Origin of the sequence: Nostoc foliaceum FACHB-393 (assembly GCF_014698505.1) — a bacterium.
GTDB classification, from domain to species: domain Bacteria; phylum Cyanobacteriota; class Cyanobacteriia; order Cyanobacteriales; family Nostocaceae; genus Nostoc; species Nostoc foliaceum_A.
In genome coordinates, this window is the sequence record NZ_JACJTD010000071.1 from 1 (window position 1) to 23,697 (window position 23,697).

At 42.1% G+C, this 23,697-nt stretch carries 22 protein-coding genes and 1 pseudogene; 13 read left to right on the forward strand and 10 right to left on the reverse strand.

Annotated elements, in window-relative coordinates:
- Positions 1–154: 154 nt before the first annotated feature.
- Positions 155–1,141, forward strand: a pseudogene (locus tag H6G92_RS32490) (FUSC family protein); the annotation flags it as partial.
- 185 nt (positions 1,142–1,326) lie between these two features.
- A complete protein-coding gene (locus tag H6G92_RS32495; protein WP_190900158.1) occupies positions 1,327–1,845 on the forward strand; it encodes a hypothetical protein in 519 nt (172 codons plus the stop codon).
- A gap of 144 nt (positions 1,846–1,989) precedes the next feature.
- Here H6G92_RS32495 and fghA read toward each other — a convergent pair whose 3' ends face one another.
- The 5 genes from fghA to H6G92_RS32520 all read right to left on the reverse strand — a co-directional run bounded on the left by fghA (position 1,990) and on the right by H6G92_RS32520 (position 6,248).
- Positions 1,990–2,835: an S-formylglutathione hydrolase gene (fghA, locus tag H6G92_RS32500; protein WP_190900160.1), complete on the reverse strand. Its 846-nt coding sequence runs from the start codon at positions 2,833–2,835 to the stop codon at positions 1,990–1,992.
- Positions 2,836–2,908: 73 nt separating this feature from the next.
- Complete coding sequence (locus H6G92_RS32505; RefSeq protein WP_190900162.1) at positions 2,909–3,475, reverse strand: hypothetical protein; 567 nt, start codon at positions 3,473–3,475, stop codon at positions 2,909–2,911.
- Positions 3,466–4,299, reverse strand: coding sequence for a DUF692 domain-containing protein (locus H6G92_RS32510; protein ID WP_190900164.1), 834 nt, complete (start codon positions 4,297–4,299; stop codon positions 3,466–3,468). Before H6G92_RS32510 ends, H6G92_RS32505 begins: the two co-directional genes overlap by 10 nt.
- Before the next feature lie 5 nt (positions 4,300–4,304).
- Positions 4,305–5,288, reverse strand: a complete 984-nt coding sequence (locus H6G92_RS32515; protein WP_190900166.1) for a TIGR04222 domain-containing membrane protein — start codon at positions 5,286–5,288, stop codon at positions 4,305–4,307.
- A gap of 168 nt (positions 5,289–5,456) precedes the next feature.
- A complete protein-coding gene (locus H6G92_RS32520) occupies positions 5,457–6,248 on the reverse strand; it encodes an ion transporter (RefSeq protein WP_190900168.1) in 792 nt (263 codons plus the stop codon).
- A gap of 88 nt (positions 6,249–6,336) precedes the next feature.
- On the opposite strand from H6G92_RS32520, the gene H6G92_RS32525 reads away from it, so the two are divergent.
- Entirely contained in the window at positions 6,337–6,762 is a 426-nt protein-coding gene (locus H6G92_RS32525; RefSeq protein WP_190900170.1) for a nucleoside deaminase, read from the forward strand.
- Between the two features lie 208 nt (positions 6,763–6,970).
- Here H6G92_RS32525 and H6G92_RS32530 read toward each other — a convergent pair whose 3' ends face one another.
- Both H6G92_RS32530 and H6G92_RS32535 read right to left on the reverse strand, forming a co-directional pair.
- Positions 6,971–7,633: a response regulator gene (locus H6G92_RS32530; RefSeq protein ID WP_190900172.1), complete on the reverse strand. Its 663-nt coding sequence runs from the start codon at positions 7,631–7,633 to the stop codon at positions 6,971–6,973.
- Complete coding sequence (locus H6G92_RS32535; protein ID WP_190900175.1) at positions 7,633–8,901, reverse strand: sensor histidine kinase; 1,269 nt, start codon at positions 8,899–8,901, stop codon at positions 7,633–7,635. The genes H6G92_RS32530 and H6G92_RS32535 overlap by 1 nt, the downstream gene beginning before the upstream one ends.
- 374 nt (positions 8,902–9,275) lie before the next feature.
- On the opposite strand from H6G92_RS32535, the gene H6G92_RS32540 reads away from it, so the two are divergent.
- The 3 genes from H6G92_RS32540 to H6G92_RS32550 all read left to right on the forward strand — a co-directional run bounded on the left by H6G92_RS32540 (position 9,276) and on the right by H6G92_RS32550 (position 10,828).
- Complete coding sequence (locus tag H6G92_RS32540) at positions 9,276–9,773, forward strand: Spy/CpxP family protein refolding chaperone (protein ID WP_190900210.1); 498 nt, start codon at positions 9,276–9,278, stop codon at positions 9,771–9,773.
- 197 nt (positions 9,774–9,970) lie between these two features.
- Positions 9,971–10,213, forward strand: a complete 243-nt coding sequence (sipA, locus tag H6G92_RS32545; protein WP_190900177.1) for a regulatory protein SipA — start codon at positions 9,971–9,973, stop codon at positions 10,211–10,213.
- 57 nt (positions 10,214–10,270) lie between these two features.
- A complete protein-coding gene (locus H6G92_RS32550) occupies positions 10,271–10,828 on the forward strand; it encodes a peroxiredoxin (RefSeq protein WP_190900211.1) in 558 nt (185 codons plus the stop codon).
- Positions 10,829–10,880: 52 nt separating this feature from the next.
- On the opposite strand, the gene modA is transcribed toward H6G92_RS32550, so the two are convergent.
- Entirely contained in the window at positions 10,881–11,681 is an 801-nt protein-coding gene (modA, locus tag H6G92_RS32555; RefSeq protein WP_190900178.1) for a molybdate ABC transporter substrate-binding protein, read from the reverse strand.
- Positions 11,682–11,956: 275 nt separating this feature from the next.
- On the reverse strand, positions 11,957–13,576 hold the full coding sequence (locus H6G92_RS32560; protein ID WP_190900180.1) for a cyclic peptide export ABC transporter: 1,620 nt from the start codon (positions 13,574–13,576) through the stop codon (positions 11,957–11,959).
- Between the two features lie 215 nt (positions 13,577–13,791).
- Between H6G92_RS32560 and H6G92_RS32565 the strand changes: the two genes are divergently transcribed.
- The 5 genes from H6G92_RS32565 (at position 13,792) to aepX (ending at position 20,711) form a co-directional block, all read left to right on the forward strand.
- A complete protein-coding gene (locus tag H6G92_RS32565; RefSeq protein WP_190900182.1) occupies positions 13,792–15,447 on the forward strand; it encodes a B12-binding domain-containing radical SAM protein in 1,656 nt (551 codons plus the stop codon).
- 624 nt (positions 15,448–16,071) lie between these two features.
- Positions 16,072–16,884, forward strand: coding sequence for an MBL fold metallo-hydrolase (locus H6G92_RS32570; protein ID WP_242059402.1), 813 nt, complete (start codon positions 16,072–16,074; stop codon positions 16,882–16,884).
- 139 nt (positions 16,885–17,023) lie between these two features.
- Entirely contained in the window at positions 17,024–17,650 is a 627-nt protein-coding gene (locus H6G92_RS32575) for a CDP-alcohol phosphatidyltransferase family protein (protein WP_190900186.1), read from the forward strand.
- Positions 17,651–18,257: 607 nt separating this feature from the next.
- Positions 18,258–19,013 carry a phosphocholine cytidylyltransferase family protein gene (locus tag H6G92_RS32580; RefSeq protein WP_190900189.1) on the forward strand — a complete coding sequence of 252 codons (756 nt, stop codon included), beginning with the start codon at positions 18,258–18,260 and terminating at the stop codon, positions 19,011–19,013.
- 42 nt (positions 19,014–19,055) lie between these two features.
- Positions 19,056–20,711, forward strand: coding sequence for a phosphoenolpyruvate mutase (aepX, locus tag H6G92_RS32585; protein ID WP_190900195.1), 1,656 nt, complete (start codon positions 19,056–19,058; stop codon positions 20,709–20,711).
- Here the strand turns inward: aepX and H6G92_RS32590 are convergent.
- Positions 20,665–21,069, reverse strand: coding sequence for a hypothetical protein (locus H6G92_RS32590; protein ID WP_190900196.1), 405 nt, complete (start codon positions 21,067–21,069; stop codon positions 20,665–20,667). The genes aepX and H6G92_RS32590 overlap by 47 nt on opposite strands.
- A gap of 62 nt (positions 21,070–21,131) precedes the next feature.
- Here H6G92_RS32590 and aepY point away from each other — a divergent pair, with 62 nt between their 5' ends.
- Together aepY and H6G92_RS32600 are read left to right on the forward strand one after the other, a co-directional pair.
- Positions 21,132–22,292 carry a phosphonopyruvate decarboxylase gene (gene aepY, locus H6G92_RS32595; protein WP_190900204.1) on the forward strand — a complete coding sequence of 387 codons (1,161 nt, stop codon included), beginning with the start codon at positions 21,132–21,134 and terminating at the stop codon, positions 22,290–22,292.
- A 216-nt stretch (positions 22,293–22,508) separates the two neighbouring features.
- The gene (locus H6G92_RS32600; protein WP_242059400.1) at positions 22,509–23,600 is read left to right on the forward strand and encodes a 2-aminoethylphosphonate aminotransferase; all 1,092 of its coding nucleotides are present in this window, start codon (positions 22,509–22,511) and stop codon (positions 23,598–23,600) included.
- The last annotated feature ends 97 nt before the right edge of the window (positions 23,601–23,697 follow it).

Consider the following 23,697-nt stretch of genomic DNA (forward strand, 5'->3'; position numbering starts at 1 on the left):
AGCGGTCAAATGCTTGGATGGAAAGATGCAAAATCCTCGTCAAGAACTTTGAGAGAACTTTAGCGAATGCGACTGCCAAGGTTAATCTTTGTTTTATTCGGTTGATGGTTAAGAGGCTTGCTGCACCTTCTTAGATGTCAAATGGGTTCTATATAGCATTACGAATTTACCAATGGGCTATTGGGTGACACTGACAAGCATCCTAGTTCTCAAACCAAACTTTGGTGCAACTTTCCAGCGGTTTTTTCAGCGAGTTGGCGGGACGATTTTGGGAGCTATATTAGCAGCTGTGATAGTTGCAACCATCACAAGTAAGCCTGTATTAGACATCATCATTTTGCTGACAGTCTTTTTTGGCATTTCCCTGATCGGTTTCAACTTTGGTTATTCAGTGATTTTCTTGTCAATATTTGTCTTACTAATTATTGATATTGGTCATCCGATTGGTTGGGAATTTGCTGGCTTCCGCGTGTTGAATACATTAATTGGGGCCGGGCTGGCTTTTGCGAGTCATTATTTCATATTGCCAAATCGGGAACGCGATCGCTTACCCAGTCAACTCGCCACCGCTTTGCGAGAATCCCACAAATACTTTCGGGATGTAATGGCTGTTTACCAGGGAACAAAAGAGCCTGACTCTACCATAATCAGTCAACGGCGACAAACTGGATTGGCAATAGGCAATGCCCAAGCCTCATTCCAAGGATTGCTGCGCGAACCCCAAATGCCGAAAGAATTAGTAGAACCAGTAATGACTCTGCTGGTGTACATGGGACGTTTTACTAACGCCGTGACAGTTTTGGCAGTACATCTCGAACATTTTCGAGGAACTGTGCCACTCCCAGAATTAGAAACCTTTGTTCGCCAAGTTTCGCTACTGTTAGAGCAGTTAGCTGATTCAGTACAGCAGGAAATTACCCCACCGCCCTTGCCTGACTTGGAAGAAACGCTGCACAAAATCCAACCGCACCTGCAAGCACTGCGTACAGCCCGGATACAAGAGCTAACTGTCAATCAAGGACATACACCTATTCGTCAAGCAGTCATTGATTACAGCATATTAGATTTGGAAATTGAGCAGATTGTCCGACGGTTGACTGCTATGCACTCAGCAATGGGACGGCTAATATCAGTTCAATAAAGCGATGCCTGCGGCGGGCTACGCCAACGCCTCAAACGCATTCCGTCAATGCCCAGTACATTGATGCTTTTCATGGGAATTTGGGTACGATACACATAGTTTTATGTGTATCGCCAAGATTTTTGGCAGCAATGACTACCAAAGTTAGATATCAGCAATTGTTCAAGCAAAGATAGGTTTAACAAATGAAAGGCAATCGAATAATGCTGGCTTTAAGTTGTATGATTGTAATCACCCTAAACCTAATGAGCTGCGCGGAAAAAGTAAAAGTCGAATCACGTATTATTAATACTGGCACGAAGATTTCTGGGTCAGCTAGCCTTTATCTTTCAACAGCAAAAAAAGGTGCAGAAGCAGAATGCGAACAAATCTATAACCTGGCAACAAATGCAAGCTCCGATGCACAGATTCTTAGCTTGTTACTTGTCAATTCAGAGATGAATCCGCACATAGATCAAAAAATTGGTGAGATTAAACAACATCTCGATCGACTTCAATCGGCGACTATTAAGAATGTTACCGTTGTTTCGCTTCGCTCAGAATATGTCTCAATGATGCAGGAGGCGCTTCAATCCGTTGAAGCTTGGTCAGCAAGTAAAGCTGAAACCCAGCGTCAGCAAATCACTAAAGTTTTCAGTACTCAAATATCAAAAGCAATTAGTTTCCGTATGAAGCGGATGTTTATAGGGAATTGCCAGCGTTGATTTAGCAGGACTGTTTTATTTTCATAAGCTCGACTAATTCCCAAAACAGGAATTTATTCCCTGAGTGCGTGCGTATTTGGTCGTAGTCTTGTCTAAAAATAAAATAGGAATCCTATAGAAATGTGGGGTTTAAATAGATGATAACTACTGTAATAATGCGATCGCATGGTGGCGGATATGATCTTCAATAAAACTGGCGATGAAATAATAACTGTGGTCATAGCCTTCTTGGTAACGCAAGTTTAGCGGCTGGTTAACATCTGCACAAGCTTGCTCAAACACTTCTGGCAATAATTGTTCAGCTAAAAATTTATCCGCAGTTCCTTGGTCAATGAGAATCGAACTGTGATATCCTACTTGCTTGACTAATTCACTAGCATCATAAGCACGCCAACTTTCTTGATTGTTGCCAAGATAACCACTGAAAGCCTTTTGACCCCAAGGACAACGCATAGGTGCAGTAATAGGTGCGAAGGCTGATACTGATTTGTAGAGTTCTGGATTTCTCATTGCACAGACAAGCGCTCCATGTCCTCCCATTGAATGACCGAAAATACCTTGTTTCTCAGGTTGCGTGGGGAAGTTTGCGGTAATTAAAGCAGGTAATTCCTGGACGACATAACTATACATTTGGTAGTTTTTACGCCACGGTTTCTCTGTAGCATCAACATAAAAGCCCGCACCTGTGCCAAAGTCCCAGTCATCATCCTCACCTACAATGCCAGTATTACGCGGACTCGTATCTGGTGCAACCAATATCAAACCGTACTCAGCTGCAAAGCGCTGTACTCCCGCCTTAACCATAAAATTCTCTTCCGTGGAACTTAACCCAGAGAGGAAATAAAGAATCGGCACAGGTTTTTGAGTTGCTTGTGGTGGTTGATAGACAGCAAAGCGCATTTCACCGTTACAAGTTGAAGAGGAATGACTGTAAAAACCGAGTTTGCCACCAAAGCTTTTATATTCGGAAAGGAGGTTGAGGTTAGACATTGGTTATTATCACTTTCCTGAGCGATCGCCAGAGAAAGATTATTTTACCGTGAACTAGCTGGTAATTAGCACACTATAGCGAGCGCACAATATGCCGCAGTTGCGATTGTTTTGAGAACCGAAACCAAATTGCGATCGTTGGTTGGCGGTTCATTGCGTCTGGACTCACTATGCTAATAGGATAACGGAACCAACACACAATTAAGCGGCTAGTAGGTTCATAAGCTAACAGCCATGTTTTTTCGTAGCGCACCAAATCACTAATCCAAGGTGGATCTATATTTTCCTCTTGAGCAACTCTGGCGATAAAGTTAGCAAAAGCGATCGCATCTTCTCTGTGTTTTTTGATTCCTTTTGGTAAATAGGTTTGGGCATATCGCCAAAACAAGGCAGTAAAATTTTTACCCAACGCCCGCGCAGTGCGTGGAAGTTGTTCGCGTACTTCCCCTAACCGTTTCCACTTCAGTGAATTGGCAAAGATATTTACCTCTTGTGCTGAAAGTTGAGCCAACTTTTGTGCTTCATCACTACTCAGCCCCAACTCTGCGCCAACAGTTTCTGGGTTAGCAAAGAAACGCTCTCTCAAATCGCTATTCGTGTAAAGTTGGGCTAAAACTTCCTGGGTTTGTGCTAACCCCATCTGCCATAACTCCTGCTAATGTCCCGTGCTGTTTGCAGTTCTTTTGTCAATTCTGCAAAGGGTGGCAAGTTTTCATCTCGTTCTAGAATAATCCCTTTAACTGGAGCACGGGCAACAACTTCCTCCATAAGTTGCCATACTTCCACTGGAGTTGATTGTGAGTGGCTGTCAATTAATACGCCATCATGCCAATGTCCACCAACAAAATGTAATTGTACGATGCGATCGCTCGGTAACTGTTGCAAATAATCATGAACATCATACCCATAGTTCACAGCATTAGTGTGCAGGTTGGTCACATCTAACAGCAGTCCACAATCGGAACGTTCTACCACTTCTGCTAAAAACTGGGCTTCTGTCATTTCTGCACCTCGAAGTGTCACCATATAAGTGATATTTTCCAGAATCAATGGCACATCAACCCAGCGACGGACTTCGGCAATATTACGACAGAGTACTTCTACAGCTTCTTGGGTATAAGGTAGCGGGGACAAATGCCCAATATCGACTCCACCCGCTTTTGTAAAGCAGATATGCTCACTCCACCAAGGCGGGTTAAGTTGCTTAATTAGTGCTGCAAGTTTGCGTAAATAATCTGTATCTAAACCTTCAGCACTACCTAACGAAAGATTGAGAGCGTGGGGAACTATCGGGAAATGGGCAGCAAGCAGTTCTAACTCCTGCTGTTTTTGCCAGGGTGCATCTAGATAGTGTTCGGCAACAATTTCTAGAAAGTCAACCTGCTGACGGTTAAGAAAAATATCACTTTTAAACGGTTCTCGAAAACCCAACCCCACGCCTAAATTAGGGAGATGAGAAAACATTGCTCTTAACCTCCTCCACAACCACCGCAACCGCCACCGCAGCCACCACCACAGGAACTGCTGCTACATGAACTGCTACTGCATGAGCTATCAGACGAGCTACTACTGCATGAGGAGCTACAGCCAGAACTACTGCTGCACGAACCACCAGACGATCTGCTTCCCGTGCTAACTGTTCTAGAAAATATTGGCGGAAAAAACGCTTTGTAGTAGGAGTCATAAGAGGTTCCAGCCAGTGCCTCAACACCAAAGAGTGCCACTAGTAAGTTGTAGTCAAATACAGAAGGGATGTCATACTTTGCCTTCTGCTGCAATCGAGTAAATGTTTGCTGAAGTTGTTGCAGATAAATTTTTCCTCGATGGCTTAGAGGCGTATGTCTACTCACAAACCACAGCAAAAAGATAATCGATAATACACCAATTGCTACCAGAAAACCTACGTTAGAGCGACCTTTACCCAAGGCTATAAGCAGCTTATATCCACCCAGGCTAAAAATAATCATTGCCCCAATCAAGCCAACTTTGATATTCCGTTCTTGCCACTGGGAAGCATACAGCAGTTGCTCATTTTGTAGTTTTTCTTCATAGGCATTGCTGTATGTCTGGATGCTCTGGGTTGCCAGCCAAAGAGATGTTTGAACTGTAGAGGAGGAAGATAATTTATCAAATATCTCACGCTCTATAGGCTGTAGGTGAGATGCATCAGGATGATTTGGTACTTGGCTGATCGATTGTTCACTGAATTGCAAATAACCCCGAACAATCAAGTCAAATAACGCTACATCGGCAATTCCTGTTTCTTGAGAACGCAAATAAGCGATTTCGTAAGGATCTGGTTCAGCAGGAATTAAAGGTAGAGGCTGGTTTTTGGTTGGATCTTGCACTAACCGCCAACAGACTACCAAAGTTATCACAACGACAGAGCAATAAAACAGCAAAAAGTCTGGCCCATACATATCTGCAATTGGATTATGCAGTAATGCATTCATTGCCTTTACTCCTTTTCGGGGAATTATTGAAAGTAAGAGAAATTAAATGTATCAATGTTTGCAGCGTTTTTTAGAACATTTGCCTTTCTCAGGTTTGTCGTTTACTTTACCACAAGATTGTAGCACACACTAAAATTTACCCTACGGCAGCCGTCACCACTTACTCTCTTAATCAACCCTTCGACTAGGTAACTTAGTCCCGCACCTTTTACAAAACCCAGCATCTATGTCGTGGAAAGCTAAACCACAACCTGAACAAATGGTTTCTATCTGATTAGCAGTTTTCACCACTTGCTTAATTAAATCTCCCACTTGCCAAGGAATCAGCGCAATTCCGGTAAAAATCATCAGTACTGTTAACAAGCGTCCTAGTTCAGAAATTGGAATAACATCGCCAAATCCCACAGTTGTCATTGTGACAACAGAGAAATAAAAGGCATCTAAAAATGTACCGTAATTTTGAGGATTAACTGGATGCTCGACTTGATAAATTAAGCCAGAATAAATAAAAACAATTGCAAATAATGTAAATAATATTCGCGCAAAAATCATCCCATCTTCGGTGCTGACACTGGCGAACAAAAATTTCCTATCTATAAATCTGATTAATCGTAAAATCCGAAACCATCGCAGTAGACGGATAAAGCTAATATCCACCATTCCTACAAAGAATGGCAAAATCGCCATTAAGTCAATAATCGAATAAAAGCTAAAAATATACTTAATTTTGTTTTCCGCACTCCACAAACGGAGTGAATATTCCACCGCAAAGATGATGACGATCGCAGTATCGGCTACATTCAACTGAAACCGCACAGAATCAGGAATGTTATAAGTTTCTGCCACAAAAATTCCTGATGATACTAACACCATAGCGGCAAGTGTTAAATTAATCGCTTTACCTAATGGTGTTTCCAGGTCTTTTAAGTAGAATTCTGTTTCTTGTCTGCTCAGTAACATATTCGACCATTAACTAATTTTAATTCTCAGTTATAGCATTAGAAATACGATATTATTAATCATTATCCTTGTGTTAACCTCAGCTTATATGAATCCAGAATATTTTATGCGTTTAGCTTTGGCAGAAGCAAAAGAAGGAGATGCACCTTATGGTGCTGTGATTGTTAAAGATAACGAAGTCGTTGCTGTAGCTCATAACACTGTAAGGAGAGACAATGATCCATCAGGTCATGCAGAAATTAACGTTATTCGTAGTTTAACAGCTAAACTTCAAAACCCTTCTTTAGAAGGTTATAGCATATATACTACTGGCGAACCTTGTCCAATGTGTGCGACTGCTTGTGTTTGGAGTGGTTTATCAGAAATTGTGTATGGTGCTTCAATTCAAGATTTAATTTCGGTAAATCAATCACAAATTAATATATCTTGCGAAGAAGTGATTGCTAAGTCATTTAGGAATATTAAAGTCACCAAAGGCGTTTTAAAAAATGAATGCTTGGAGTTATTTAAATAAGCTGCTACACATTTAAGTTTTCTAGATAGTAGGCGCAAATAAAAGCCTAAAATGGTGCATTACCCTAACGCGATAACACACCCTATATAATCTAAAGGTTAAAATTACGAATTACGAATTACGTTAGCGTAGCGGTAGCGAGTCCGCGTACCCTTACAGGGAAGCAAGCTACGCGCAGCGTCTCGTAGAGAGCGTCATTACGAATTATTTAACTTGGTTCATTCAAATAGGATAAATACGTATTTGCCCAAATCGCAGCTTGAGTGCGATCGCGCAAATTTAACCTGTTTAAAATATTTGTAACATGATTTTTCACAGTCCCCTCAGAAATGTAAAGTTCCTGAGCAATTTCTCGGTTACTAGCGCCTGTAGCAATTAACCGCAAAACCTCTTTTTCTCTAGGAGTAAGTTCAGCTAAACTAGATGGTACAGGCGGTGAATGGGTTGGTGTACCATTAGAAAACTGAGTTAACAACTTTTTAACTATACCTGGGCCTAATTGGGTATATCCTTTATAAACGGCACGAATAGCCACAGCTAATTCTTCTGAAGGTGTATCTTTCAATAAATAACCCATTGCTCCATTTTGCAATGCTGCTGACACATATTCATCATCATCAAAAGTCGTAAGTACTAAAATTTTAGTTTTTGCAAAACGTTTTTGAATTTCTCGCGTGGCTGCAACTCCATCCATAATGGGCATTCTGATATCTAGCAATACTACATCTGGCTGAAATTCAGCAACTAAATTAATCGCCTGTTCACCGTTTTCTGCTTCTCCTACTATCTCTAAATCTGGTTCTAATTCTAATAATGCTCTTAATCCTTGACGAATTAAACCTTGGTCATCTACCAGCAACACTTTAATCATTATGTCAACCTCGTTAATGGAATATTAACTGTAATTTTGCAACCTGAACCAGGAGCGCTATTAATATTAAACTCACCTCCAAGTGCTAAAGTGCGATCGCGCATACTATGAAGTCCAAAACCAGTAGTATTTTGCCCTAAATCAAAACCTCTACCATTATCCTGAATTATCAATCGCAAATTACCTCTTATCGTAGCGAGTTCCAGTTTAACTTCTGTGGCGTACCCATATTTAGATATATTTGTCAATGATTCTTGAGTAATGCGGTAAATTGCGGTATTTATTTCAGGTGGTAGAGGATATTCCAGGTTAATTTGATAAATTGGTAAGATGCCATTTGAGCGATGAAAATTTTCTGAAAGGCTAGCGATCGCACGTTCTAAAGATTGTTCTTGTAAGGGATTAGAACGCATAGTAGAAACAGATTGGCGGACATCTTTTAGCGCTTTGGAACCTAATTCCTTTGCTGTCGCTAGAAATGTTTCAGCCTTACCTGGGTTAGATTGCCACAGTTTTAAAGCAGTTTCTAATTGCAGATTTAAAGCAGTTAGAGAATGTCCTAATGAATCATGAATTTCACGAGCGATGCGGTTACGTTCTTCTAAAGTAGCTTGATTTTCAATTTGCATGGCATATTGACGGAGTTTTTCATTAGCGATCGCTAGCTTTTCTCGGCTGTGCCGTTCAGATAATACTGCATTCATCATCAACAACACAAAAACTAAACTTAAGCCAAATACTAGCGACCAGTTCAAGCTAAGAAATCGAAAACGCTCTTGTGCCTGTGGGGATGCTTGAAAATTGAATAACTGGTATTTTAGTTGTGTAGTCAATAGAAATAATGTAAATGATAGACTTGTAACGAATAAACGCCCAGGTAATTTAAATATTAGGCAACTACGAGTGACTAAAATTATGTAAAGAAATGGAAAAAGACGAGCAAATCTTTCACCAAATAGTCCAGTTGTTAAAATTAATAAAATTTCAAAACCTGTGTATATCACCTTGGTTAGCTGATTATTATTAGTGGGTAATTTTAAGCCCATTAATGCAAAAACAATCAGACTATAAATTGACAGTTCTGGCAATAGATTGCAAATTGATAAGTCTGGAAATAAACCACAAATAGATAGTTCTGGAGCTTTGTGACGAAATCGCCGTAACGGAGGTGGTATAACAGCTGTCAATGCAGTGATTGCCAGTAGTATCCACTCCAGATAAAGTAAAGATGGAAAAGGATGTTTTTTAATTTGAATTGGATGACTCATTAGACACTTCGCTCCAGTTATAAGTTAGTTAGGAGTTAAAAAATTAAATTTATTTAAGGGTTAGGAGTTCCGAATATTTGAACGGCAACTTTCACCATTCAAAGTTTTCTTTGAGTTAGAAATTAAGAGTAAGTGTTGAATTTAAAACATGATGTAATAAACTAAACAAGCATTTATAAATTAACCATAATGAAAATTTTCATTATTCATAACTCCTAACTCCCAACTCTTAACTATTTATTGTCAGTCACATTTGTCAAAATTCAATCATGACTAAAGTCATGGGTAGAACCATGACTTTCTCCTCATGTGACTACTCAAGATAAATTCTTATGATAGTGACATCCAACCAGGAAAAACTCACCACACAAGTAATGAAACTCAAACCATTATCGCTACTCGCTGGAGCGATTGCTCTAACTTTAACTGCAACCTCCTTTGCTGTTAACGCCCAAACAGCCTCTCCTTCACCCGTGTTACTTGCACAAACTCCCCAAAAAGGAAGGGGTATGTGGAAAGACTTGGGTCTAACAGATGCCCAAAAAAACCAAATTCAAGCAATTCGCCGCGATAGCCGCACCAAATTTGAAGCCGTTTTGACCCCAGAACAAAAAGCAAAATTAGAGGCGGCGAAACAAGCGCGTCAGGCTCAACGTCAAGCCGATCAAGGCCAACTTCAAGCCGGTCAACGTCGAGGAAAGGGTGGTTATGCTGACTTAAATCTGACTGAAGCACAAAAAACCCAAATGCGACAAATCCGCGAGTCTGAGAAACAACAGATTCAAGCAGTCTTTACCCCAGAACAGCGACAAAAAATAGAGCAATATCGTCAAAATGCTCCTTCGCGCCGTCAACAAGGCAATCCTCAATAATAATTTTTCAAAAAATAGTTAACTTGACTGATGTCCAGTCCCTATTTTCCATAGTTAAAAATTAATAGACTTCTTGCAGAAGATGCGGAAAGGGGAAAAACTTTATCCCCTTTCCCTTTCCCTATTTATTTTCACTTAGTAGACTTTCAAGCTAGTTATGAGTTATGAGTTAATTCAAAACTCCTAGCTTGATTAAAATGTCTAAAGAATTCACAATTGGTAGTAAAGTCCGGGTTGTGGCACTACCACCTTACGTCAAAACTGCTGAACCCATGCCCATGCTGCGCCCACCCGATGTAATTCACATTGGCGAAGAGGGTACAGTCATTGACCGCAGACCTGGTGGATATTGGGGTATTCGCTTTGCTAGGGGAGCCTTTCTTCTAGATAGCCAATACATTGAAAGCACAGATACCCCACCCGAATCTCATTTAGAGTGACATTAGCAGTAACCAAGAATTGTAAACTTGTGTAAAGTTGTGATTCTGGTTTGCACCATGATTTCTCGCCGCACTTTTTTAAGCATATTATTTGCCAGCTGTATTTCTATCGTCAGCTGGCTGAATTTTACCCCTACTGCTGATGCTATTGGTGGTAAACTTCCTGCAATTAATCAACCCGCACCAGAGTTTACTTTGCCAACCAACACAGGTGATGGCAAAATTTCCCTCTCTGACTTGCGCGGTAAGTGGCTAGTCCTCTACTTTTATCCTAAAGACTTCACCTCTGGTTGTACTATAGAAGCTCGTCGTTTTCAGCAAGACTTACCCCAATACCTTGAAAAGAATGCCCAGATTATTGGTGTAAGTGCTGATGATATTGATTCTCACGCCGAATTTTGTGATTCAGAGGGACTAAAATTCCCGCTGTTGGCTGACACTGATGGTTCCGTGAGTAAAGCTTACGGTTCATGGCTTGGCTTCTTATCGATGCGTCACAGTTTTATCATCGATCCTCAGGGTGTCTTGCGCGAGACTTTTGTCAAAGTCAACCCAAATATTCACAGTTCAGAAGTGCTAGCACGACTAGAAAAATTACAGTCAGCAGCTTCTTAGACCTCAATTAACAAGACTTGGGGCAAAAGCCCCTTGTTATCTGCATTCTTCATCAACGCACAATAAACCCATATTTTTTGAGTACAGTTTTGGCTTGACTGCCAGATAGAAACTGGACAAATTCTTTGGCAGCAGAAGTATTTTTACTGCTTTTAATTATTGCGATCGGATAGACAATTGGTGAGTGAAACTTATCGTCAGCAGCGACTACAACTTTTACCTTGTTGGAAATTTTGGCATCAGTGGCATAAACTAAACCTGCTTCAGCATTGCCACTTTCTACTGCTGCCAAGACTTGACGCACATTGTTAGCAAAAACCAATTTTGGTTTAAGCTGATCATAAAGTTTCAATTTCTTTAAGACTTGCTCCCCATATTGCCCTGCGGGTACACTTCTTGATTCACCGATCGCAATTTTCTTAATCTTGCTATCTGTTAAATTGTAGAAGCTATTGATACCAACAACATCCTGAGCCACAATCAAGACTAGACGGTTATTTGCCAAGTTAGTACGGCTACCTGGTAACAATAGTCCTTTTGCTTCTAAGGCATCTACTTGCTTTTTGGCAGCAGAAATAAAGATATCCGCTGGTGCACCTTGCTCAATCTGTTGCTGCAAAGCACCTGAAGCCCCAAAATTATAAGTAATGTTGACATTTGATTTACTTTGTTGGTATAAAGGCTTAATTTCTTCCAGCGCATCTTTTAAGCTGGCAGCTGCGGACACGAGTATGCTGGTGCTTGATTGTGCTATTACAGGAGAAGGAGAAAGCGTAACTAATGGTAAACCAATTGCTAGGAGCAAGCCTGCAACTGCTATACCCAAAAAGCCAAGAATTTGTCTTCTTTTCATAGAAAAGGTGCAATATAGGTTTTTTCCAAAAATTGATGCTACGTAGAATCGTACCAGCAATACCAACATTTAACCAACTTTATCGGTAAAGTTCTACCTAAAAAATAACAAGGGTTGCTGTATCAGTTTTTTGGAAGTCCCTTAATTTGGCGATCGCTTCCCTATTCGCTCAAAAAAAAGTTCAAAATATCATAACGTGGCTTGGATTTAGATGGGGTTGAGAGCAACAAATAAATTCCTTCCCCCTGCTCCCTGCTCCCTGCTCCCTGCCCCTTTCAAGTCTTGTCGTACTCTATTTGTCCATAGTCAAGTTTGATAATTCGGTTTGCTAAATGAAAATAGTGATCGTCGTGGCTAATCACCAGCACTGTTTTGCCGCGCGATCGCAGTTCTGGTAGTAGCTGAGTATAAAATACTTCCTTGAATACTGGATCTTGATCAGCTGCCCACTCATCAAATAGATAAATTGGTCGATCTTCTAAGTACGCTGTGAGCAAAGCCAGCCGTTTCCGTTGTCCTTGAGAAAGTGCTGTGGTGGAAAGTTGCCCATTTTCAACTTTAACTTTATGGTCTAGTTGCAGTTGTTTTAAATATTTTGTAGCTTGAGCATCCAAGTCAGAATTTTTTAATCCTAAAAGTTCTTCAAATAAATAAAAGTCGGAAAATACTACGGAAAAATGCTGGCGATACCATTCTCGGTTCTGTTCGCTAATTAACTCATCATCAAACAAAATTTCGCCTTTTTCAGGGATGTAAAGTCCAGTAATTAGTTTAGCTAATGTAGATTTACCGCTACCATTACCGCCGACAATGAAGACTAATTCTTGAGGATACAATGTTAGGTCGATAGGGCCAAAGATAAAGCTATTGTCTTCTTGATCTGTGTAATAAGTGTGGGTAACACTTTTAAATTTTAAGCTGTGCCAGTCAGATTTAAGAGCAGGTGGAACAGTCGATATTTCATTTCGACTAGCTAGAGATAAACCCAGTGACTCGATTTTTTGCAAGGCAATGCTGGCTTTGCTTAATAGAGGAAGTTTACTGATGATGTTATCCATTGGTAACACCAAGTAAGTAAAAGTCAAAATGTAGCCAGAGAGAGTTTCAGCATTGATGGCAAGCAGATTAGGCAATGCGAATATTACAAAACCAAGGGCAAAAAAGAATACAAGTTGACCCCAGCTTGAAGTTGTGGCAAAAAGGGTTAGACCGTTAACGTTGTGATGACGGAATTCGTTAGCAGTTGATTGCAGTTTTTGTTCTAAAAAATCTTCACGTCGCCTGTAATTTAGCTTGAGTTCCTTGACTCCTTCGGTAATGGTACGAAAATGTTTAAATAGCTGATCTTCATCTTCACGAGCTAAGGCCAGCAATTTGCCGCCTCTATTTAATAACCACTGGCAACTACCGATCGCAACTACTGAAATCCCACAAACCATCAACAATACTAACCAAGAAAGCCAAGTTATGTACGCTATGCAACCTAGGACGATCGCTAAATTAATAAATATAAAAGGCATCTGATAAACAGCATTGGCAACCGCTTGAATATCTTCTGTGAGAGTTGCCAATAATCGAGGATTCCCTAAACTTTCCAGATGACTTAACTCGGAAGCAAGAATTTGGCGACTCAAACGCATCCGTAATTGCAAAACTGCATTCTGAGAAAGGCGGATCAGCATCACTTGGGAAATGATGCTGGTAATCAGTGCAACTATAGCCAGTCCCGCAAAACCCCAAGTTATGGATGTGAGGCGGGAAGCACTACCGCTACTTGCAGCACGGCTAATTAAGGCAATCAAGCCAGCACTACTACCACCACTCAGGAATCCGGTAGCGATCGCGATCGCTACCATCCCCCACGAAGAACGCAAAAGAAAATAAATCAAATTCATGATAGATGCCTATGCCCCATGCCCCATACCCAATGCCTCATGCCCTATTTTCAAGATAGTTGTTTGCAAACCAATCGAGGTCGCGCTTTTAGGGTAAATTTTCTATCTTACAGTTAAAAACTTCTGAAATATCACGGTAAGCTAGTTGGAATTACAGCTAATTATGTCAATAAACTGTCAAGTTAGCTGCTCAGTTTTCCAGGGTGAAATTTGCGATGACCGTGAATCTAAAGTCTTTAGAGAACCCAACTTATATAGCGGCCGATTCCAAAACCGCTCCTGTCACTCCAGGAACCCGCTACGTTCCTTCGCACCATCGACGCATTCTGTGTATCTTTCCCAAGTACAGCCGCTCCTTTGGTACTTTTCATCACGCTTACCCACTTATGGGTAATGTTCGGGCATTTATGCCACCCCAAGGCATTTTAATTGTGGCTGCCTACTTACCTAAAGAATGGGAAGTGCGGTTTATTGATGAGAATGTCAAATCAGCAACCAGGGCTGATTACCAATGGTGTGATGTGGTGATTGTGAGTGGAATGCATATCCAAAAACCACAGATTAATCAAATTAATGAACTTGCCCATCGAGCCGGCAAAATCACAGTTGTAGGTGGCCCTTCAGTATCTGGTTGCCCAGAATATTATCCTGAATTTGACATTTTACATTTGGGTGAGTTGGGAGATGCAAGCGATCGCATGATCGAGTATCTAGACCAAAACCTGGAACGTCCTCAAGCGCAAATTCGCTTTGAAACCAAGGAACGTTTGCCCCTAACAGAGTTTCCCACTCCAGCTTATCATTTGCTGAATATCAATGATTATTTCCTGGCAAATGTCCAGTTTTCTAGTGGTTGCCCTTATCGTTGCGAGTTTTGTGATATTCCCGAACTCTATGGCAACAGTCCCCGAATGAAAACACCAGAGCAAGTAGTCGCTGAGTTAGATGCAATGCGACAATCTGGTAATTTGGGGGCAGTGTATTTTGTTGATGATAACTTTGTTGGCGATCGCCGCGCCGCCATGAAGTTACTTCCTCATCTGATTGACTGGCAAAAACGCAATGGCTACCCCATCCAGTTTGCCTGTGAAGCAACGCTCAACTTAGCTCAAAGTCCAAAGCTGCTAGAGATGATGCGTGAAGCTTATTTCTGCACAATCTTTTGCGGTATCGAAACACCCGAACCAAATGCTCTCCACGCCATTTCCAAAGACCAAAATCTGAGTATGCCAATCTTAAAAGCAATTCAGGTTTTAAATAGCTATGGCATGGAAGTAGTATCAGGAATCATCATCGGGTTAGATACAGATACACCAGAAACAGCAGACCGAATTATCGAATTTATTCGGGCATCTCAAATTCCCATGTTGACAATTAACTTACTTCATGCATTACCTAGAACTCCTTTATGGCGGAGATTAGAAGCAGAAGGAAGACTTGTTTTTGATGAAAGCCGCGAATCAAATGTGGAGTTTTTGATGCCCTACGAGCAAGTTGTTGAGATGTGGCGGCGCTGCATTACAACTGCTTATGAGCCAGAATTTTTATATCAGCGGTTTGCCTACAACATGGAACACACCTATCCAAACCGCATCGAAGTACCTAACAGCCCAGCTCGTACTTCTGGGGCAAATATTCGCAAAGGTTTAACTTATTTAGCTAATATTTTGCTGCGGATAGGCATTTTTAGTAACTATCGTCAGACTTTCTGGAAAATGGCCAAGCCAGCACTAAAAGCAGGTAATATTGAAAACTTGATTCACGTTGGACTTGTCGGACACCATCTAATTAAATTTGCCCAAGATTGCGCCAAAAACGAAGAATCAGCTTCCTTTTATTCCCAAAAAATCCTTACCAAAGTTCGTAGCTAATGTAACAAGCAAAATAGATTTTGAGAGACTGAAAGTCATATTTCACCATTGCTGTGTGACTTACTTCTTCTTTAAAATTGGAGATTTGCCAGAGGTGTAAGTTAAACAGAATCTCTCTAACTAAATGAGGGTTAGAACTATATACGGAACTCTATAAAAGTAACCTTAAAGACACACGCGCCATACTTCCTTGGAAAGACGCAACCACACTGCTATCTGCGTAACATTGTAAGGGTTGAAAGCCTACAGTCTACGCAGAACTATTTGGTAGCGAGAGAAGCAAGCCATAGCAAGCGATTGTGGAGCAGTTACATAGGAGTTTAGGACGGTTTTGAACAGCTCGTTGACTCGACCCCTAGCTGTCGTGACAGGTGCCTCCAACGGCATCGGTTACAAACTCGCCAAATAGTTTGCCCAAAACGGCTTTGATCTCCTAGTCAATGCTGAACAGCCCCGCAAACTCAGTGAGTCTGGGTCAGCTAATTAACCGAATATGCTCAATTGGCACTCTTTTTAAGCTGCGATCGCCTTAGCTGTACCAGCGAGGCGGCAATCTCACACATTTAGGACAGTCAGAGTCGTAACGGAGGATTCATGCAAATTCATCATCTCAATTGCGGCTGCATGTGCCCGATTGGTGGGGCCCTCTTCGATGGCTTCAGTCGCGGCCCGACGGCTCACCTCGTCTGCCACTGTCTGCTCGTCGAGACAGACCAGGGACTTGTTCTCATTGATACCGGCTTCGGACTGCGCGATATGAAGTCGCCTTACTCGCACCTTAGCCCGTTCTTCATTCATTTCAATGGCATCCAGTTTGATAAAAAATACACGGCACTCGATCAAATTGAGCGGCTGGGATTTTCCGCGCGAGATGTGCGTCATATTGTGCTCACCCACCTCGATTTCGATCATGCCGGTGGTCTAGAGGATTTCCCGGAAGCAACGGTGCATGTAATGCAGAGTGAGATTGAAACCGCCCAGGATCGGCATGGCTTTATCGCCAGAGGGCGCTATCGTCCAGAACAGTGGGATGAGGTTAAGCACTGGAAGTATTATTCAGCGGGAGGCGAACCTTGGTTTGGCTTTGAAGCAGTACGTAACCTCGACGGACTACCGCCAGAGATTCTTCTCATCCCGCTTGTTGGTCACACGCGGGGTCATGCTGGTATCGCCATCGATACACCAGAAGGTTGGCTCCTACATGCAGGTGATGCCTACTTTTATCGGCACGAGATGGACTCATCCAAAAGACGCTGCACGCCAGGTTTGCGTGCTTACCAATGGATGATGGAAGTGGATCGCAAAGCTCGGTTGCTCAATCAAGATCGGCTACGCACCTTATCAAGCGATCGCAATAAGGGCGTGCGCCTCTTCTGTAGTCATGATGCTATCGAGTTCAAAGCGTTCGCTGACCAATCCCGCAGCTCTCAAAACTAGAAATTTCATCCATCAATGAAGAGTTTCACAAAATGGACAATTTGTAGTCATCTTACAATAAAAATATATAACTTTAGATGGATGTGGTAATTTACAGTGTTATCAGTATTCAAAGACCACATCAAATTCAAGTTCATCTATGAACATAAAGCCTTGGGATGCTCAACTGGCTTACTGGCTAGTTAGACCTTTAAAAAACAGTTGGGTAAACCCCAATCATCTGACTACAGTGCGGCTTGTGACAGGGTTGGCAGCTGCCGTAGCGATGTCTATGACGGGCTACGCCAACGGGGTTGGTAATGCCATCTGGGCTAACATTGGGGCATGGCTATTTGCTTTATCCAACTTTCTAGATCACACTGACGGTGAATTAGCTCGTCTGAGTGGGAAAAGCACTAAATGGGGACATCAGTACGATCTTGCTAGTGATGCCATCATCCACATTCTTTTATTTGTGTGTATTGGATATGGGCTTAGGCAGGGAAAATTTGGTTGGTGGGCGTTGCTTATGGGGATAGTATCTGGCGTATCTGTTGCTTGCATCTTTCATTTGCGAAACCAAATGGAACAGCGCCTAGGTAAAAACGCCAGCCGTCAACCAAATTTCGCCGGGTTTGACATCGAAGACGTGCTGTATTTGTTTCCCATAGTTACTTTATTGGATGGACTAGAGCCGTTACTAATGGCAGCTACAATTGGTGCGCCAACTTTTGCTGTATGGGTAATTTGGCAATTTCGGACACTCCCGCAGTCTAAACCAAACTAGATAAGGAAGCAGTGGGAGAATAAATAATTATTAATGAAGCTTGAAACTGAAATTTATAAAGCTATAGCAATTGTTGATTACCAGAAACTTCAAGCTAAGTTTCAAGCTCAGAGGATGTTTTAAAAGTCATGATTGATGTATCAAATATTTTTTACCCCACCCTAACCGTAGCCTTTATAAGGCTACGGTGTATACACAAGTCTTCTAGAGTTGCGCCACAGGCTTTTTATCCCCCCAACCCTTAAAAAGGGGGGCAAAAAGCTCTCAAAGTCCCCCTTTTTAAGGGGGATTTAGGGGGATCTAGGACAATTTTGGTTTTCTAGAAAGATGTGTGTACACCGTAGCCTGATAAAGGGGAGGGAACCGGATTTTCTTGTTTCCCCCCTTTTATAAGGGGGGATTAAGGGGGTAGTAATTCGATTAAAATCACAACATACCACTTTTCAAACATCCTCTCAGAACGAATTGTTGGTGGTTGAGAACTTTCTCCCTAACTCCATGTTAAGAATTAATTAACAAATATTGTCTTGAGCAAAAAACAGTCATTATAAAATACTGGGAAAATTTCCAGATTTCCTGGTGTTTTAGCTTTGTTGGTGACTTGACGATGAAGGCAATTATATTAGCTGCTGGCATTGGACGACGCTTAGGTAAAGACGGGCAAATCCAACCCAAATGCTTACTGAAATTTAACGGTAAATCTCTATTAGAGCGCCATTTGAACTATCTTCGTCATTACCACATTGACGAAGTGGTAATTGCTGTAGGTTACCAAGCTGAAAAAATTCAGGAGGAAATCAAAGCATTGGGAGCCGAAAATTGGGTTAGTACAGTCTATAATCCTGACTACACTAAAGGTAGTGTCATTAGTCTTTGGACTTTACGTCAACAGCTAGTTGCTGGCGGTGACATATTATTAATGGATGCAGATGTTTTATACGATCGCAGCATCATCGAACAACTGATAAAGACAAATGTCTCCAACTGCTTCTTGCTGGATCGGGATTTTGAACCTGGGGATGAACCCGTGAAGCTTTGTGTCAGAGATAATTATCTAGTCGAGTTTCGCAAACAAGTAGCTCTTGGTTTGACTTATGATTTTGCAGGCGAATCAGTAGGATTCTTTCGTTTTGAAAGTGCTGTTGCTCACCGTCTTGCTACTCGCACAGAACAGTATGTTGCTGATGGACTGGATGATGAACCTTATGAAGAAATAATTCGGGATCTGCTGTTAGAAACTCCAGCAACATTTGGCTACGAAGACATCACTGGGTTACCTTGGCTCGAAATTGATTTTCCCCAGGATATTCAACGTGCCCAAAACGATATTTTACCTCAGATAGAAGTCGCAGAAAATGTCTGAAAATATCTTCAATTATTATATAGGTTGAGAAAAGCAGAATAGATGCATCAAATATTTGCACCCATTGATACCGCTGCAAAATTAAATAAGTGTGCCCAATTGCGGCTATTACTAGAATCGCCTCAACTCGACTTCATTATGGAAGCTCACAATGGGATTAGCGCCCGCATTGTGGAAGAGGCTGGATTTAAAGGAATTTGGGCGAGTGGACTAGCCCTTTCGGCTCAATATGGCGTTCGAGATAATAATGAAGCCAGTTGGACTCAAGTTGTGGAAATGCTAGAGTTCATGTCTGATGTCACGAGCATCCCCATTTTATTAGATGGAGATACCGGTTATGGCAACTTTAATAATATGCGCCGCCTGGTCAAAAAGTTAGAACAGCGAGGTATTGCTGGAGTCTGTATTGAAGATAAACTTTTTCCCAAAACTAATAGCTTTATCAACGGTAGTCGCCAAGCTTTGGCTGATATTGATGAATTCTGCGGCAAAATTAAGGCAGGTAAGGATAGTCAGACAGACCCAGATTTCTGTATTGTCGCCCGACTCGAAGCTTTGATAGCTGGGTGGGATCTTTCGGAGGCAATGCGCCGAGCTGAAGCTTATCACGCCGCAGGAGCAACCGCAATCTTGATTCACAGTAAATCATCGCGTCCTGACCAAGTGCTAGCCTTTGCCAAAGAGTGGGCGGGTCGTTCCCCGTTAGTGATTATACCGACTAAATATTACAGCACTGCCACCAATGTGTTTCGCAAAGCCGAAGTTAATTTGGTCATCTGGGCAAACCATATGATTCGAGCTGCTGTTGCTAGTATGCAAGCGATCGCCCGTGAAGTAAAAGCCAGCGAAACTTTAATCAACATTGAAGATGATATTGCTCCCGTAAAGGAAATTTTCCGGCTACAGGGGGCGGATGAACTGTTAGAAGCCGAAAAACGCTACTTTAGCAACGGACGACAACATACCCAAGCGATCGTTTTGGCTGCTAGCAGAGGACAAGAATTAGCAGGATTGACGCAAGATAAACCCAAAGTGATGTTACCTCTTGGAGGTAAACCACTGCTCAGGTTGTTGGTGGACAAATTCAAAAAACTTGCCATCAATGATATTACCGTTGTCGCAGGTTACAAAGCAGAAACTATAGATGTTGTGGGGACTAAAGTCATCCGCAACCCAGATTATGAAACAACGGGAGAATTAGCATCCTTAGCCTGCGCTCAAAACAGCTTCGGCGACGAGATGCTGGTACTTTACGGCGATTTACTATTTAGAAGCTACATTCTGCGCGATTTATTAGAATGTCCCGGAGAAATTGTGGCTGTGGTTGATTCTGTGGCGAACAGTAAGTCTGTTAGCGGTTCACCTGACTACGCCTATTGCTCAATTCCAGATGACCTTTCTTTGTTTGGACAGGATGTCAACCTGTTGAACGTTTCTAAAACAACACAAACGCAATTGGGTAAATCTAGCGGCCGCTGGATTGGGATGCTGCGCTTGCGGAGTCAAGGTAGACAGTGGCTAAGTGAAGCACTCAATGAGTTGCAAAAACGGCCGGAATTCAACAGTTTGGGTTTGCCAGAATTATGTAATTATTTAATCGAGCAAGGAAAACCGATCAAGGTGCTTTATATTCGCGGTAACTGGTTAGATGTTAATTCTTTAGATGATCTTGACCTTGCTTTTCAATTAAAACAATAAGGAATTGGGGATTGGGAATTGGAGATTGGAATTGTAAGGTTGAAGTTTTGAGTTCTGAGGCTGAAGTTCCGAGTTCTGAGGTTGAAGTTTTGAGTTCAGAGGTCGGAGTTCCGAGTTCAGAGGTCGGAGTTCCGAGTTCAGAGGTCGAAGTTTCGAGTTCAAAGGTTGAAGTTTCGAGTTCAGAGGTCGGAGTTTCGAGTTCAAAGGTCGAAGTTCCGAGTTCAAAGGTCGGAGTTCCGAGTTCAAAATTCGGAGTTTCGAGTTCAAAGGTCGGAGTTTCGAGTTCAGAGGTTGGAGTTCCGAGTTCAGAGGTTGGAGTTCCGAGTTCAGAGGTTGAAATAATAATCTTTCCTCTCAATTCCCCAGTACGCGATTAATCGCGTTTCTCCCCATCCCAAAAATTACTGTAAATTTTTAATTATGATTCAGGCAGAAGAATTTGTAGAAGCTGCGCGTAATTTTGGCTTTGGGTGGTACACGGGCGTACCCTGTTCTTTTCTCACGCCCTTTATTAACTACGTCATCAATGACGTTCAACTTAGATATATCTCCGCAGCCAATGAGGGAGATGCTGTAGCGATCGCATCTGGAGCCGCAATTGCTGGTAAACCTGCTGTGGTGATGATGCAAAACTCTGGTTTGGGGAATGCAGTTAACCCGCTAACGTCGCTAACTTACATCTTTCGGATTCCGCTGCTGCTGATTTGTACCCTGCGAGGCGATCGCCATTTACAAGATGAACCGCAACATCAATTAATGGGGCAAATCACAGAGAAATTATTGGAAACAATGACTATACCTTGGGAATTTTTTCCCACAGACGTAGCAGAAATAGAACCAGTTCTGAAAAGAGCCACAGCTTATATGCAACAAGAGCGCTGTCCTTATGCTCTAATTATGCGTAAAGGAGCGATTGCCCCCCATGCACTCACTCGTTCTTCTATCCCCGAACGAGAAAATAGTAATAGCGCTCATATTCAGCAAAACTTTTTTCGGGATAGCAAAGAACAACGCATTTCTCGCAACGAAGCATTAGCTCGGATTGTAGAACTTACTGATCCAGAAAACACTGTAGTAATTGCCACCACCGGATACACGGGACGCGAACTCTTTGCTAGTAAAGACAGCGCCAATCATCTTTATATGGTCGGCTCGATGGGTTGCGCTTCCTCAATGGGATTGGGATTATCTTTAGCACGTCCAGACCTGAAGGTAGTAGTAATTGATGGCGATGGGGCAGCACTGATGCGAATGGGTAATTTTGCGACCATCGGTACTTATGGCGGTGCTAACTTGACCCATATTCTTTTAGATAATGAAGTCCACGATTCCACAGGCGCACAAGCCACCGTTTCTGCGGGTATCTCCTTTGCCAAAATTGCCGAAGCCTGCGGTTACGGCGTTACATTAGCTGGAAATGACCCTTCGCTTTTAAATACCTTATTTACCGCAGATGCTAACAATAGGCCTAAATTCGCCCATTTAAAAATCCGTCCCGGAACTTTAGAAAAGCTACCCAGACCCAACCTTACGCCAGAAGCAGTTTTACAACGCTTTATGAAACACATTGGTAATTCGTAATGACGCTCGAATACTCGCTAACGCTGCGCTAACGTAATTCGTAATTAATAAATTCAAAGTACCAACTCTTAAATTTATTAATGCCTAATGCAATACTTGTCGGTTAAGGGGAAAAGGGGAAGGGGAAAGGGGAAAGAAAAAACCTTTAACCTTTTCCCCAAACCCAATGCCAAGTTAAAAATGCAAAACCCGAGCAGTATTGATGCCTAATGACAAATGACAAATGACAAAATGATTTTACTAAATCCCGGCCCCGTCAATTTGAGCGATCGCGTCAGAAATGCCCTGTTGCGTCCAGATTTGTGTCATCGTGAGGTGGAATTTTCCCAACTTCAAAGCAGAATCCGCGAACAATTACTTCAAGTTTATGGTCTTGGAAGCGCTCGTTGGGCAGCAGTTCTTCTCACTGGTTCTGGTACCGCAGCAATGGAAGCGATGATCAGCAGTTTAGTTCCAAGCGATGGGAAATTGCTGGTCATTGAAAACGGTGTATATGGCGAACGACTATCCAAAATTGCCAAAATCCACGGTATTAATTACATCACACTTTCCCATGCTTGGGATGCCGAAATAGATATCAACGCTTTAGTCAAACTTTTAGATGAAAATGCCGACATCACCCACCTTGCTGTCGTCCATCACGAAACTACTACTGGTCGCCTAAATAATTTGCTGGAACTTGCGCCAATTTGTCAAGAACGCAGCATCAAACTATTAGTGGATGGAGTCAGCAGCTTTGGTGCTGAGGAACTAAATTTTGCCGATTGGGGAATCACGGCTTGCGCTGCGACAGCCAATAAATGTCTGCATGGTGTCCCCGGAACGTCCTTTGTCATTCTGCGACGGGATGCACTGCCGTCAGTAGACACAATCCCCCGCACCTTATATTTAGATTTAGGAACCTATTGCCAGCAGCAAGACCGAGGCGGTACACCTTTTACACAATCAGTACAGACATTTTATGCTTTAACAGAAGCTTTGCAAGAAATGGCAGAAGCAGGGGGTTGGCGTGCTAGACACAACCATTACAACCAACTTGCCAGCTTAGTCAGAGACGGGTTAGCCTCAATCGGAATTAAACCCTTACTTCCTCTTGGCAGCTCATCCGTTGTCTTGAATGCCTACTACTTGCCAGATGGTTTCAGATATGAAGAATTTCACGACCAACTGAAAGCACAAGACTATATAATTTATTCTGGACAGGGAAATTTAGCTCAATCTATTTTCCGAGTATCGACAATGGGAGCTATTACCCACGCTGACATGGAACGCTTTGTTGGTGTAGTTAAACAAATAATTCGTAATTAATAATATTCTCTTGTTCCCATGCTTTGCATAGGAATGGCTGACTAGGGGCAGCAGCCCCCAGCAGGGTAAGAGAAGGCATCGCTTGTTTTTGATCCAA

What these genes read in the sequence shown, in the direction of transcription:
- H6G92_RS32565 (WP_190900182.1), top strand. Translation starts at nt 13,792, where the DNA reads ATGACCGTGAATCTAAAGTCTTTAGAGAACCCAACTTATATAGCGGCC.
- H6G92_RS32515 (WP_190900166.1), bottom strand. Translation starts at nt 5,288, where the DNA reads ATGAATGCATTACTGCATAATCCAATTGCAGATATGTATGGGCCAGAC.
- H6G92_RS32600 (WP_242059400.1), top strand. Translation starts at nt 22,509, where the DNA reads ATGACAAATGACAAAATGATTTTACTAAATCCCGGCCCCGTCAATTTG.
- H6G92_RS32520 (WP_190900168.1), bottom strand. Translation starts at nt 6,248, where the DNA reads ATGTTACTGAGCAGACAAGAAACAGAATTCTACTTAAAAGACCTGGAA.
- modA (WP_190900178.1), bottom strand. Translation starts at nt 11,681, where the DNA reads ATGAAAAGAAGACAAATTCTTGGCTTTTTGGGTATAGCAGTTGCAGGC.
- H6G92_RS32510 (WP_190900164.1), bottom strand. Translation starts at nt 4,299, where the DNA reads ATGTTTTCTCATCTCCCTAATTTAGGCGTGGGGTTGGGTTTTCGAGAA.
- fghA (WP_190900160.1), bottom strand. Translation starts at nt 2,835, where the DNA reads ATGTCTAACCTCAACCTCCTTTCCGAATATAAAAGCTTTGGTGGCAAA.
- H6G92_RS32495 (WP_190900158.1), top strand. Translation starts at nt 1,327, where the DNA reads ATGAAAGGCAATCGAATAATGCTGGCTTTAAGTTGTATGATTGTAATC.
- H6G92_RS32535 (WP_190900175.1), bottom strand. Translation starts at nt 8,901, where the DNA reads ATGAGTCATCCAATTCAAATTAAAAAACATCCTTTTCCATCTTTACTT.
- H6G92_RS32580 (WP_190900189.1), top strand. Translation starts at nt 18,258, where the DNA reads ATGAAGGCAATTATATTAGCTGCTGGCATTGGACGACGCTTAGGTAAA.
- aepX (WP_190900195.1), top strand. Translation starts at nt 19,056, where the DNA reads ATGCATCAAATATTTGCACCCATTGATACCGCTGCAAAATTAAATAAG.
- H6G92_RS32540 (WP_190900210.1), top strand. Translation starts at nt 9,276, where the DNA reads ATGAAACTCAAACCATTATCGCTACTCGCTGGAGCGATTGCTCTAACT.
- sipA (WP_190900177.1), top strand. Translation starts at nt 9,971, where the DNA reads ATGTCTAAAGAATTCACAATTGGTAGTAAAGTCCGGGTTGTGGCACTA.
- H6G92_RS32505 (WP_190900162.1), bottom strand. Translation starts at nt 3,475, where the DNA reads ATGGGGTTAGCACAAACCCAGGAAGTTTTAGCCCAACTTTACACGAAT.
- H6G92_RS32570 (WP_242059402.1), top strand. Translation starts at nt 16,072, where the DNA reads ATGTGCCCGATTGGTGGGGCCCTCTTCGATGGCTTCAGTCGCGGCCCG.
- H6G92_RS32575 (WP_190900186.1), top strand. Translation starts at nt 17,024, where the DNA reads ATGAACATAAAGCCTTGGGATGCTCAACTGGCTTACTGGCTAGTTAGA.
- H6G92_RS32550 (WP_190900211.1), top strand. Translation starts at nt 10,271, where the DNA reads ATGATTTCTCGCCGCACTTTTTTAAGCATATTATTTGCCAGCTGTATT.
- aepY (WP_190900204.1), top strand. Translation starts at nt 21,132, where the DNA reads ATGATTCAGGCAGAAGAATTTGTAGAAGCTGCGCGTAATTTTGGCTTT.
- H6G92_RS32530 (WP_190900172.1), bottom strand. Translation starts at nt 7,633, where the DNA reads ATGATTAAAGTGTTGCTGGTAGATGACCAAGGTTTAATTCGTCAAGGA.
- H6G92_RS32560 (WP_190900180.1), bottom strand. Translation starts at nt 13,576, where the DNA reads ATGAATTTGATTTATTTTCTTTTGCGTTCTTCGTGGGGGATGGTAGCG.
- H6G92_RS32525 (WP_190900170.1), top strand. Translation starts at nt 6,337, where the DNA reads ATGAATCCAGAATATTTTATGCGTTTAGCTTTGGCAGAAGCAAAAGAA.